The sequence below is a fragment of the Streptomyces sp. NPDC053426 genome, assembly GCF_055585405.1.
The window spans coordinates 153350-163750 of record NZ_JBVJKE010000014.1 but is presented as its reverse complement, the minus strand read 5'-3'; the positions used below and the strand labels follow the sequence as shown (position 1 = coordinate 163750).

Annotated in this window: 11 protein-coding genes; 3 read left to right on the top strand and 8 right to left on the bottom strand. The window is 72.6% G+C overall.

Going from position 1 to position 10401, the window contains the following annotated elements; all coding sequences use genetic code 11:
* Positions 1-8 precede the first annotated feature (8 nt).
* Both ACZ62B_RS27290 and ACZ62B_RS27285 read right to left on the bottom strand, forming a co-directional pair.
* Complete coding sequence (locus tag ACZ62B_RS27290; RefSeq protein WP_469692378.1) at positions 9-1064, bottom strand: iron-siderophore ABC transporter substrate-binding protein; 1056 nt, start codon at positions 1062-1064, stop codon at positions 9-11.
* Positions 1065-1161: 97 nt separating this feature from the next.
* Entirely contained in the window at positions 1162-2511 is a 1350-nt protein-coding gene (locus ACZ62B_RS27285) for a lysine N(6)-hydroxylase/L-ornithine N(5)-oxygenase family protein (RefSeq protein ID WP_469692376.1), read from the bottom strand.
* Positions 2512-2766: 255 nt separating this feature from the next.
* Between ACZ62B_RS27285 and ACZ62B_RS27280 the strand changes: the two genes are divergently transcribed.
* Positions 2767-3714 carry a methionyl-tRNA formyltransferase gene (locus ACZ62B_RS27280; protein ID WP_469692374.1) on the top strand — a complete coding sequence of 316 codons (948 nt, stop codon included), beginning with the start codon at positions 2767-2769 and terminating at the stop codon, positions 3712-3714.
* A gap of 67 nt (positions 3715-3781) precedes the next feature.
* Complete coding sequence (locus ACZ62B_RS27275) at positions 3782-4615, top strand: pentapeptide repeat-containing protein (protein ID WP_344560198.1); 834 nt, start codon at positions 3782-3784, stop codon at positions 4613-4615.
* Here the strand turns inward: ACZ62B_RS27275 and ACZ62B_RS27270 are convergent.
* The 5 genes from ACZ62B_RS27270 to ACZ62B_RS27250 form a co-directional block, all read right to left on the bottom strand.
* Positions 4593-6722, bottom strand: a complete 2130-nt coding sequence (locus ACZ62B_RS27270) for a xanthine dehydrogenase family protein molybdopterin-binding subunit (protein WP_469692372.1) — start codon at positions 6720-6722, stop codon at positions 4593-4595. The two genes, ACZ62B_RS27275 and ACZ62B_RS27270, sit on opposite strands and share 23 nt — an antisense overlap.
* A complete protein-coding gene (locus tag ACZ62B_RS27265; protein WP_344560196.1) occupies positions 6719-7738 on the bottom strand; it encodes an FAD binding domain-containing protein in 1020 nt (339 codons plus the stop codon). The genes ACZ62B_RS27270 and ACZ62B_RS27265 overlap by 4 nt, the downstream gene beginning before the upstream one ends.
* Positions 7739-8278 (bottom strand): (2Fe-2S)-binding protein, encoded by a 540-nt coding sequence (locus tag ACZ62B_RS27260; protein ID WP_469692370.1) that lies wholly within the window; start codon positions 8276-8278, stop codon positions 7739-7741.
* Positions 8279-8306: 28 nt separating this feature from the next.
* Complete coding sequence (locus ACZ62B_RS27255; protein WP_344560194.1) at positions 8307-8720, bottom strand: SRPBCC family protein; 414 nt, start codon at positions 8718-8720, stop codon at positions 8307-8309.
* Positions 8721-8790: 70 nt separating this feature from the next.
* A complete protein-coding gene (locus ACZ62B_RS27250) occupies positions 8791-8985 on the bottom strand; it encodes a DUF2795 domain-containing protein (RefSeq protein ID WP_469692369.1) in 195 nt (64 codons plus the stop codon).
* A gap of 205 nt (positions 8986-9190) precedes the next feature.
* On the opposite strand from ACZ62B_RS27250, the gene ACZ62B_RS27245 reads away from it, so the two are divergent.
* A complete protein-coding gene (locus tag ACZ62B_RS27245; protein WP_468884416.1) occupies positions 9191-9904 on the top strand; it encodes a lysophospholipid acyltransferase family protein in 714 nt (237 codons plus the stop codon).
* Here the strand turns inward: ACZ62B_RS27245 and ACZ62B_RS27240 are convergent.
* Complete coding sequence (locus tag ACZ62B_RS27240) at positions 9862-10305, bottom strand: DNA-binding protein (protein ID WP_344560191.1); 444 nt, start codon at positions 10303-10305, stop codon at positions 9862-9864. The genes ACZ62B_RS27245 and ACZ62B_RS27240 overlap by 43 nt on opposite strands.
* Positions 10306-10401: the final 96 nt, after the last annotated feature.

Sequence of the window (10401 nt, the reverse complement as noted above, 5' to 3'; positions counted from 1 at the left end):
CGCCGGTCTCACTCGACGGCCGTGATCAGCGGGGTGATCTCCTCGATCGCGTACGGGATCGACAGGACCGTGTTGAAGGAGAACGCCGCGCCGATGTCCGGGTCCTGGTAGGGCACGAACAGGTCGCGCCCGTCCTGGCTGACCTTCAGCTTCCGGTACAGCGGCTCCGCCTTGATGCGGTCGTTGGCGTCGGTGCTGGAGGTGACCCAGACCAGCCGGTCGACGTCGAGGACGTTCAGCTTCTCGGCGCTGAGCTCGGCCACGTTCCAGCCCGGCTTGGCCAGCTCGTCGATCTGCGGCTTCAGCCGGAAGCCCAGTTCCTTGAAGAAGATGGCCTTGGGGTCGGTCCTGGTGAACGCCGAGTACTTGCCGGCCTCGAAGCTGTCGGCGACGGCCAGTGTGAGACCGCCGAACTCGGGGTGTTCGTCACGGACGGTCTTGAACTGCGCGTCGATGTCCGAGATCAGCTTCTCGGCCCGGTCGTCCTTGCCGAGCGCCTTGCCGATCTGGCGGGTCATCTCCTGCCAGGGGGCCCCGTAGTCCGGGTGGTCCTTGGGCTGGGCGACGACCTTGGTGAACTTCGAGAGCGTGTCGTACTGCTCCTTCTTCATGCCCGAGTACTGGGCGATGACCAGGTCCGGCTGCAGCGCGGCGATCTTCTCCATGTTGTACTCGTCGCGCTCGCCGACGATCTCGGGGGTGTCGGAGCCCCAGAGTTCCTTGGTCCAGGGCCACTTGCCGTACGGCTTCTCCTTGAACCAGTCGACGGCGCCGACCGGTTTGACGCCGAGCGCCAGCACCGCGTCCTGGTCCGACAGTCCGAGCGTGACGACCTTCTTCGGTTCCTCCTCGATGGTCGTACTGCCGTACTTGTGCTCGACCGTGACCGGGAACGCCGCGGACCGCGCTCCCGCACCGGCCGGGGAAGAGGAGTCCTTGTCGGACGAGGAGTCGTCGGTCCCGCCCCCACAGGCGGTCAGGGCGAGCGCGGCGACGGCGGCCACGACCACCCTGGGAATGAGTCCGGCGATCCGCGCCGGCGCGGGGCGTGTTCCAGTGGACACGTTGGTTCCTTTCACGGGGTTTCACAGGGGTGCCGCGCCTGCCGGGTACGACGACCGGGCAGTGCGCGGCGGTGTGGGGGGCTGGACCTCGGGCCGGCTAACGAGCGGTGCCGATCCCGTCGGTGAGGGGACGGTGCGCGTCGGGGGACGCGGGGGTCCGGTCGAGGATCGAGTCCAGGATCTCGCCGACCCGGATCGCGATGTTCGACAGCAGGGACGAGGTGATGCCGTGGGTGTGCTCGGTGCCGCCCTGCAGGTAGATTCCGCAGCGCAGTGCGGGGCGGGCCACCACGCGGTAGTCCCGCTCGACGCGGACGCGGCCCTCGTCGTCGCGGTGGCAGAGCCCGGCCGTCTCGCCGAGGAGGGCCAGTCCGTCGGCGGGCAGGTATCCCGTGCCGTACACGACGACGTCGGCGTCGAGGGCGGTCCGCTCGCCGGTGACCAGGGAGACGACGGTGGCGTGGACCCGCTCCGGGGTCTCGACGACTTCGGTGAGCCGGGACACGTTGTGGAAGTGGAGCCGCTCGGTGCCGAGCACCTTCTCCTGGTACACGCGCCGGTACAAATCCTCGATGAGGTCCGTGTCGACCACGGAGTAGTTGGTGTTCCCGTGGTAGTCCATCAGCTTGCGCTTGACGTCCTCGGGGGCGGTGAAGTACTCGTCCACCGCATCGGGGTCGAAGATGCGGTTGGCGAAGTTGCTGTCGTCGGCGGGGCTGTAGCCGTAGCGGGAGAAGACGGCGTGGACCTCGGCGCCGGGGAAGCGGCGGTGCAGGTAGGCGACGTTCTCGGCGGCGCTCTGGCCGGCGCCGACCACGACGAACCGGGAGGGATCCGTGCCCTCCAGGGCGTCCACCTTGGCCAGCAGGTCGGAGTTGTGCCAGATGCGGTCGGAGCGTTCGATCCCCTCCGGCATCCGCGGGCGCAGCCCGGTGCCGATGACCAGGTTGCGGGCCCGGTGGACCACCAGCCCGTCCCGCGAGCGGGCCGTCACGTCCAGGTACTCGACCGTTCCGTCACGTAAGACGGGTTCGACGGCGACGACTTCGTGGCCGTAGGAGACCATGTCGTCGACCTTCGCCGCCGCCCATTCGAAGTAGTCGTGGAACTCCGTCCGCAGCGGGAAGAAGTTCTTGTGGTTGACGAAGTCGATCAGGCGTCCCTTGCTCTGGAGATAGCTCAGGAAGCTGTATTCGCTGGTCGGGTTGCGGAGGGTCACCAGGTCCTTGAGGAAGGACACCTGCATCGTCGCGTCGTCGATCAGCATGCCCCGGTGCCAGCCGAACGCCGGCTGCCGCTCGAAGAAGTGGGCGGTGACCGTCTCCTGCCTGCCGGCACGCGCGTTGTGCTCGCTGAGTGCGATCGCCATGGCCACATTGGACGGGCCGAAGCCGATACCGATGAGGTCGTGGACCGGAGGTGGGTCGCCAGGAAGAACCTGAGCCATGTCACTCCCATCGTGCGGGCGGCCGGTTGTCCGGCGTCGGGGTTACGGGAGGAGGGGCGCGCCGGCGGAACAGCGGCCCGCAAAACTTAGGGAAGCCTAAGCTTATGTCGTGAAGCTGTCGACTGGACAAAAAGGACAGTTCACGAGTTCGATTTTCTGACCGGTCATCAAACCGCTTTCACCCGGGCGGCGTTGCAGCGTTAGGTAAGCCTTGCTTTACTGGCGGCGGCCATTCCCTGCCCGAGGAGGAACCGCATGCGGGTCGTCATGTTCGGCTATCAGACCTGGGGCCACCGCACCCTGCGGGCCCTGCTGGACTCCGAGCACGACGTGATGACGGTGGTGACACATCCCAGGAGCGAGCACGCCTACGAGCGGATCTGGAGCGACTCGGTCGCCGAGCTCGCCGAGGAACACGGCATCCCCGTCATCGTCCGCAACCGCCCCGACGACGAGGAGCTGTTCGCGCGGCTCAAGGACGCCGACCCGGACATCATCGTCGCCAACAACTGGCGCACCTGGATCCCCCCGCACATCTACGGCCTGCCCCGGCACGGCACGCTGAACGTCCACGACTCGCTGCTGCCGAAGTACGCCGGCTTCTCCCCCCTGATCTGGGCCCTCATCAACGGCGAGTCCGAGGTCGGCGTCACCGCGCACCTGATGGACGAGGAACTCGACGCCGGGGACATCGTCCTCCAGCGGGCGGTCCCGGTCGGGCCGACGGACACGGCCACCGACCTCTTCCACAAGACCGTCGACCTGATCGCCCCCGTCACCACGGGCGCCCTCGCCCTGATCGCCTCCGGGCGGACCGAGTTCACCAAGCAGGACCGCTCGCAGGCCAGTTTCTTCCACAAGCGGTCCCTCGAGGACATCCGGATCGACTGGAACTGGCCCGCCGAGGACCTGGAGCGCCTCGTACGCGCCCAGTCGGACCCGTACCCGAGCGCCTTCACCTTCCACAAGGGCCGGCGTATCGAGGTCCTGGCCGCCGTGGTGTCCCGGGGACGCTACGGCGGGACGCCCGGCCGGATCTTCTACCGCGAGGGCGACGGCGTGGTGATCGTCGCCGGCGCCGACGCCCGTACCGGCCGCAACCACGGCCTGGCCATCACCCGCGTACGGACCGAGGACGGCCGGGAACTGGGCGCGACCGAGTACTTCACCTCGATGGGCGGCTACCTCACCGGCCGTCCCTGAGGATCCCCGGGTGAACCGTCTGCGAGAATGGGCGCCGACCGCTCGTCGCACAACGGGAGCCCGCACGGTGTCACCCCAGCACGAAGCCCCCGTGACCCCCGGGGGCCGCAAGGACCTACAGGCCGACTGCGCCAACTGCTTCGGCCTGTGCTGTGTGGCCCTGCCCTTCGCCCGCTCCGCCGACTTCGCCGTCGACAAGGCCGCCGGGCAGGCCTGCTCCCACCTCCGGGCGGACTTCCGCTGCGGCATCCACGAGCGGCTGCGCGACCGGGGCTACCCCGGCTGCACCGTCTTCGACTGCTTCGGCGCCGGACAGAAGGTGTCGCAGGTCACCTTCGGCGGCACCGACTGGCGCCGGGCGCCGGAGTCGGCGCGCGCCATGTTCGAGGTCTTCCCCGTGATGCGGCAGCTCCACGAGCTGCTCCGGTACGTCGCCGAGGCCCTCGACCTCGCGGCGGCCCGGCCCGTCCACAAGGAGCTGCGGCGGGCGCTGGCCCGCATCGACGGCCTGACCCGCGGCAGCGCCGAGGCGGTCGCCGCGCTGGACGTGAACGCGCTGCGCGGCGAGGTCAACCCGCTGCTGCTGCGCGCCAGCGAACTCGCCCGGGCCCGCGTCCCGGGCCGCAGGAAGGACCACCGCGGAGCCGATCTGATCGGCGCGAAGCTGTCCGGCGCCGGCCTCAGGGGAGCCAGCCTGCGCGGGGCCCTCCTCGTCGCCGCGGACCTGAGCGGGGCGGATCTGCGCGACGCCGACCTGATCGGCGCCGACCTGCGCGACGCGGACCTCGGCGGCGCCGACCTCACCGGCGCCCTCTTCCTCACCCAGGCGCAGCTCAACGCGGCCAGGGGCGACGCGGCCACCGTGCTGCCTCCCGGGCTCAGCCGCCCCGCCCACTGGTAGGAACGGGCGGTTCCGACAGTCCGGCGAGCACCTTGTCCGGGGTCAGCGGGAGGTCGCGGAAGCGGACGCCGGTGGCGTGGTGGACGGCGTTGCCGACGGCGGCCGCGCTGCCCACGTTGCCGATCTCGCCGATCCCCTTGCCGCCCATCGGGTTGAGGTGGCCGTCGCGCTCGTCGATCCAGTGCGCCTCGACGGCGGGCACGTCGGCGTGCGCGGGCACGTGGTAGGACGCCAGGTCGGACTCGGTGAAGTCGCCGAACGCGGCGTCCATCGTGCTGCCCTCGGTCAGCGCCATGCCCAGCCCCATGACCATGCCGCCGATGAACTGGGAGCGTGCGGTACGGGCGTTGAGGACACGTCCGGCGGCGAAGACGCCGAGCATCCGGCGCACCCGCACCTCGCCGGTGACGGAGTCGACGGTGACCTCGGCGAAGTGCGCCCCGAAGGCGTGGCGGGCGTAGGGGCTCTCTGCGTCCGCCCGGCCCGCCGTGTCGGCGTGGGCGGTGACGCCCTCGTCGGGCAGCCGGCCGGTGAGGCCGCCCAGCCGGCCCGTGAGCCTGGTGCAGGCGTCGTGCACGGCCCATCCCCAGGAGGCGGTTCCGGAGGATCCCCCGGCCAGGGACGCGGACGGCAGGTCGCTGTCGCCGATCTCGGTCCGTACCCGGTCCAGCGGCACGCGGAGGGCGTCCGCCGCCACCTGGGCGAGCACGGTACGGGCTCCGGTGCCGATGTCGGTGGCGTTGACGCGGACGACGAAGGTCCCGTCCGGCAGCGCGCGCGCCTCGGCGGTGGACGGCTGGACGAGGACGGGGTAGGTGGCCGCCGCGACGCCCGTGCCGACGAGCAGCGGTCCCTCCGCCCGGGAACGGGGGCGGGGGTCCCTGCGGTCCCAGCCGAAGCGGCGGGCGCCCTCGCGCAGACACTCCGTGAGGTGCCTGCTGCTGAACGGTTTGCCGCTGTCCGGTTCCCGCTCGGGTTCGTTGAGGACGCGCAGCCGTACCGGGTCCATGCCGAGGGCGGTGGCGAGTTCGTCCACCGCCGACTCCAGGGCGTACATGCCGGGGCATTCACCGGGTGCGCGCATCCAGGACGGGGTCGGCACGTCGAGCCGGACCACGCGGTGGAGCGTACGGCTGCTCGGGGTGGCGTACATGACGCGTGCGGGGACCGCCGCCTGCTCCACGAACTCCTTGATGCGGGAGGTGTGGGTGACGATCTCGTGGGTCAGAGCGGTCAGCCGGCCGTCGTCGTCGGCGCCGAGGCGGAGCCGGTGCAGGGTGGGGGCCCGGTGGCCGACGAGGGCGGGCATGTCGCGGCGGGGCAGGGCGACGGTGACGGGCCGGCCGGTCTCCCGGGCGGCCATGACGGCGAGCACGACGTCGGGGCGCGGGGTGCCCTTGGAGCCGAAGCCGCCGCCCACATGGCCGGTGTGGACGGTGATCCGGTCCTCGGGCAGCCCGAACAGCGCGGCGAGCGTGGCGCGCACCGCGGTGCCGCCCTGGCTGGAGGTGTGCACGACGAGGCGGTCGCCTTCCCACCGCGCCGTACTGGTGTGGGGCTCCATGGGGTGGTTGTGCAGCGGCGGTACGCGGTAGGAGACGTCGACCCGGACGGGGGCGGCGGCGAGGGCGCCGTCGGGATCCCCGTACTCACGGCGGGCCGGGTAGCCGGCGTTGGCGGTCTCCGGCTCGTACGCCTCGGGATGGTCCGCGGTGAGCGTCACGTCGTGCTTCTCCTCGGCGTACTCGATCCGGACCGCCGCGGCGGCGGCGCGGGCCTCCTCCGGGGAGCGGGCGACGACGAGCGCGACGACCCAGCCGCGGTGCGGCACGCCGGGGTCCTGCAGCACGGCGAGGGTGGGGTCGTCGGGCTCGGTGAGCCGGGGGGCGTTCTCGTGGGTGAGCACGGTCAGGACGCCGGGCGACCCCAGGGCGGCCGTGGTGTCCGTGGCCGTCACCCGGCCGCGGGCGACGGCCGCGAGGACGGGCCAGGCGTGGGCGCGGTCCGGCAGGGGGTGTTCGGCGGCGTAGCGGGCGCCGCCGGTGACCTTCTGGCGTCCTTCGCGGCGCTCGGCCGGGGCACCCAGCGCGGTACCGGTGCCGGTCATGAGTCCTCCGTGAGGTGTCGGGGGCGCCGGGCGGCCGGCGCGAGCCGGGTCAGGACGTCCACGGCGAGACCGCGGGCGAGGGGCACCTTGTAGCCGTTGTCGCGCAGCGGCCGGGCCGCCTGGAGTTCCAGGTCGACGGCGCGGGCGAAGGAGTCCGGGGTCGCCGGGGCGCCGCGCAGTGCCGTCTCGGCGCGTTCGGCCCGCCACGGCTTGTGGGCGAGCGCGCCGAAGGCGAGCCCCACGTGGGTGACGGTGCCGTCGTCCGCCGTGTCGAGGACGGCGGCGACCGACGCCAGGGCGAAGGCGTACGAGGCGCGGTCACGGGCCTTGCGGTAGGCGGAGGGCAGCGACGCCGTGGCGGGCGGGAGCACCACGCCGGTGATCAGCTCGCCGGGCCGGATCCCGGTGTCCCGCTCCGGGTGGTCGCCGGGGAGCCGGTGGAACCGGTCCGCCGGGACGTCCCGGGCGCCCTCGTCGCCGTACAGCTCCACGCGTGCGCCGAGGGCGGCCAGGGCGACGGCCATGTCGGAGGGGTGGGTGGCGATGCAGTGTTCGGAGTGGCCGAGGACCGCGTGGTCGCGGTGGGTGCCCTCCCGGGCGCCGCAGCCGCTGCCGGGTGCGCGCTTGTTGCAGGGCTTGGACAGGTCCTGGAAGTGGGGGCAGCGGGTGCGCTGGAGGAGGTTGCCGCCGGTGGTGGCGGCGTTGCGCAACTGTCCGGAGGCGCCGGCGAGGAGCGCCTGGGACAGGGCGGGGTAGCGGTCGCGGACCAGGGGGTGGGCCGCGAGGTCGCTGTTGCGGACGGTGGCGCCGGCGCGCACGGAGCCGTCGGGCAGTTCCTCCACCGTGTCCAGCGGCAGCCGGCTGACGTCGACGAGGACGTCGGGGCGTTCCACGCCCAGCTTCATCAGGTCGACCAGGTTGGTGCCGCCGCCCAGGCAGCGGGCGCCGGGATGCGCGGCGAGCGCCTCGGCCGCCTCCTCCACGGTGGCGGCCCGCACGTATCCGAAGGGCTTCACTCAGATCACGTCCTCGACGGCCTCGACGATGTGCGGATAGGCGCCGCAGCGGCACAGGTTGCCGCTGAGCCGCTCGCGGATCTCGGCGGCGTCCAGCGGAACGGGCCGTTTGGAGGGGGCGGCGGGGTCGGTGACGTGGGAGGGATGGCCTGCCGCGGCCTCGGCGAGGGCGCCGACGGCGGAGCAGATCTGTCCCGGCGTGCAGTACCCGCACTGGAAGGCGTCCCGGTCGAGGAAGGCCTGCTGCAGGGGGTGCAGACCGTCGTCGCCGCCGTCGGTGAGGCCCTCGACCGTGGTGACGTCGCGGCCGTCCAGGGACACGGCCAGGAGCAGGCAGCTGTTGACGCGGCGGCCGTCGACCAGGACCGTGCAGGCCCCGCACTGGCCGTGGTCGCAGCCCTTCTTGGCACCGGTGAGGCCGAGGTCCTCGCGCAGGACGTCCAGCAGGACCTGCCGGTGGTCGAGGCGGAGGGTGTGCGGCTTGCCGTTGACCCTGAGTGCGGTGTCCGAGCGGTGCTCGGGGGTGGGCTCACTGCTCATGGTGGGGCCTTCCGGACGGGGCGGACGGTCAGCCGGCGGCGTTGTCGACACGGAGCCGCACCTGTTCCTCCAGGCGCCGGAGGCTGGAGTCCAGGGCGTCGCCGACGGCCTTCTCGCCCGGGTCGTGGCTGTCGTCGAAGAAGGAGAGGTGCACCGTGACCTCGCTGGCCCCGCTGCCGATGCCGGCGACCTGGAGCCAGCCGGTGTAGCTGCCCTGCTCGCGCGTGCCCCATTCGAGCCGCATCTGGTCCCGCTGGGCGCGGAGCAGCGCGGAGGTGTCCTCGTCGGAGCGGTCCTCGTGCACGGTGACGGCGGGCAGCTCCTCGGCGTGCACGTGCAGGGCCTCGGGCAGCCAGTCGCCCATCTGCTCGACGTTGGCCGCCTGGTCGAAGACGTGCTCGGGTGATGCGGGCATCGTGTGTGAACGCTCGTACTCGGTCATCGCGGTACCGTCCCTCGTCTCGCTTGTCCGGCAGGGCCGGGGCCGCCGTGCGGGCGGCCCCGGAACAGGGCTATTCGTTGCCGAAGACCGCCTTCTGCACCTCGTCGGGGCCGTCGAACCGTTTGGTGCCGGTCTGCCCCGGCTTCTTGACGAAGGTGTCGTCCGCGCCGTTGCTCCTCGCCACCGAGACGAGGTCGTCCTCGCCGGCGGGGTGGTCGGCGCCCTTGAGGGCCTTCTGCAGGCCGATCGGGTCGAGGTCGGCCATGGCGGCCTCCCGTGGTGGAGCGGCGCGGCGTGTCCGCGCGGGGAAGTGGCGGGTACCCAGGGCACCCGGGGGTGATTCAGCCCTGGTCCCCGGCCCTGGACCGAGCAGGCGGCGCCACCGGTTCCGAGTACGCGTACTCAGGCGCGGGGAGCCCGCCGCGCCCGAAGCTGACCGGCAGGAATCCACTCTGCCGGAAGGACGTCCCTTGCTCAGCCGTGCCGCCGCCGCCTTGCTGCCGCTGTTCGGGCGGCTCACCGTCACCCGTGAGACCGACGGGCCGTTCCCCGCGGGCAGTGTCTTCGTCGCCAACCACGACTCGATGGCGGATCCGGCGCTGGTGCTGGCCGCTCTGCGCGGGGTGGGCGTGACACCGGTCGTCCTGGCGACGGCGGGGCTGTGGCGGGTGCCGGTGCTGGGGCGCGCCCTGTCGAAGGGCGGGCATGTCCCCGTGCACCGGGGGTCGGCCCGCGCGGCGGACGCGCTTCAGGCCGCGGCGGAGGCGGTGCGGTCGGGACGCCACGTGCTCATCTACGCGGAAGGGGGCCTGCCGTCGCGCCCGGACGCGGGGTGTGCCGCGCCCCGGCCGTTCCGTACGGGGCCGGCACGGCTGTCGGCCGCGACCGGCGCGCCGGTCGTCCCCGTGGGCCAGGCGGGGGCCCGGCGGCTGGCCTCCGGTCCGGTCGCGAAGCAGCTGGCCGGTGTGCTCACCGCCCCGTTGCGCCGTCCGCGTCTCCATGTCCACATCGGCCGTCCCGTGCGTCTGCCGCCCGGCACGGCGGCCGGGACGGCGACGGCGCACCGGGCGGTCAGTGCCGCCTGGTGGCGGGCCGCCCGAGCGGTGGGCGAGCCGGCGGCCCGCGACGGCCGGCCGAGCGGCTACCGGTCGCCCGCGTCGGTGCGGTCGGCCAGGCGTTCGTAACGCTGCCGGGCTGCCTGCGGGCTGCCCAGGCCGAGGCCGAAGGCGATCTCGGGCCAGGTCATGCCGCGTCCGCGCGCCATCTCCAGGAGTCCGGCCTCCAGTTCGTCCATCTCCGCGCGGGCACGCGGTACGAGGCTCAGCGCGGCGGTGATGTCGGCGTGGTCCACCTCGGGCTCGCCGTCCTCGGGCAGCGCGGCGCCGCTGAGCAGGAAGGCCACGAGCCTGACCGCCTCGTGCGGGCCGATCACGCCGGGGTGGATCTGGCGGCGGCGCTGTGCGTCCGTGGCCGCGTGCCGTTCGGCGATGCGGAACAGGGAGGCGTGCACCCGTTGGACGCGCGCCGCGTCGGAACTCGGCGGGACGAAGGGGTCGTCGGGCTGTGCGGGGGTGGTCGATGGCATGGAACGAGCATCACAGAATGAACGATTCGTTGTCAACGAAAAACACCCCCTGACGGCCGATGACTCCGCGCGCCCCCGCACGTCCGCACCTGAGCG

What these genes read in the sequence shown, in the direction of transcription:
- ACZ62B_RS27285 (WP_469692376.1), bottom strand. Translation starts at nt 2,511, where the DNA reads ATGGCTCAGGTTCTTCCTGGCGACCCACCTCCGGTCCACGACCTCATC.
- ACZ62B_RS27280 (WP_469692374.1), top strand. Translation starts at nt 2,767, where the DNA reads ATGCGGGTCGTCATGTTCGGCTATCAGACCTGGGGCCACCGCACCCTG.
- ACZ62B_RS27270 (WP_469692372.1), bottom strand. Translation starts at nt 6,722, where the DNA reads ATGACCGGCACCGGTACCGCGCTGGGTGCCCCGGCCGAGCGCCGCGAA.
- ACZ62B_RS27260 (WP_469692370.1), bottom strand. Translation starts at nt 8,278, where the DNA reads ATGAGCAGTGAGCCCACCCCCGAGCACCGCTCGGACACCGCACTCAGG.
- ACZ62B_RS27255 (WP_344560194.1), bottom strand. Translation starts at nt 8,720, where the DNA reads ATGACCGAGTACGAGCGTTCACACACGATGCCCGCATCACCCGAGCAC.
- ACZ62B_RS27250 (WP_469692369.1), bottom strand. Translation starts at nt 8,985, where the DNA reads ATGGCCGACCTCGACCCGATCGGCCTGCAGAAGGCCCTCAAGGGCGCC.
- ACZ62B_RS27240 (WP_344560191.1), bottom strand. Translation starts at nt 10,305, where the DNA reads ATGCCATCGACCACCCCCGCACAGCCCGACGACCCCTTCGTCCCGCCG.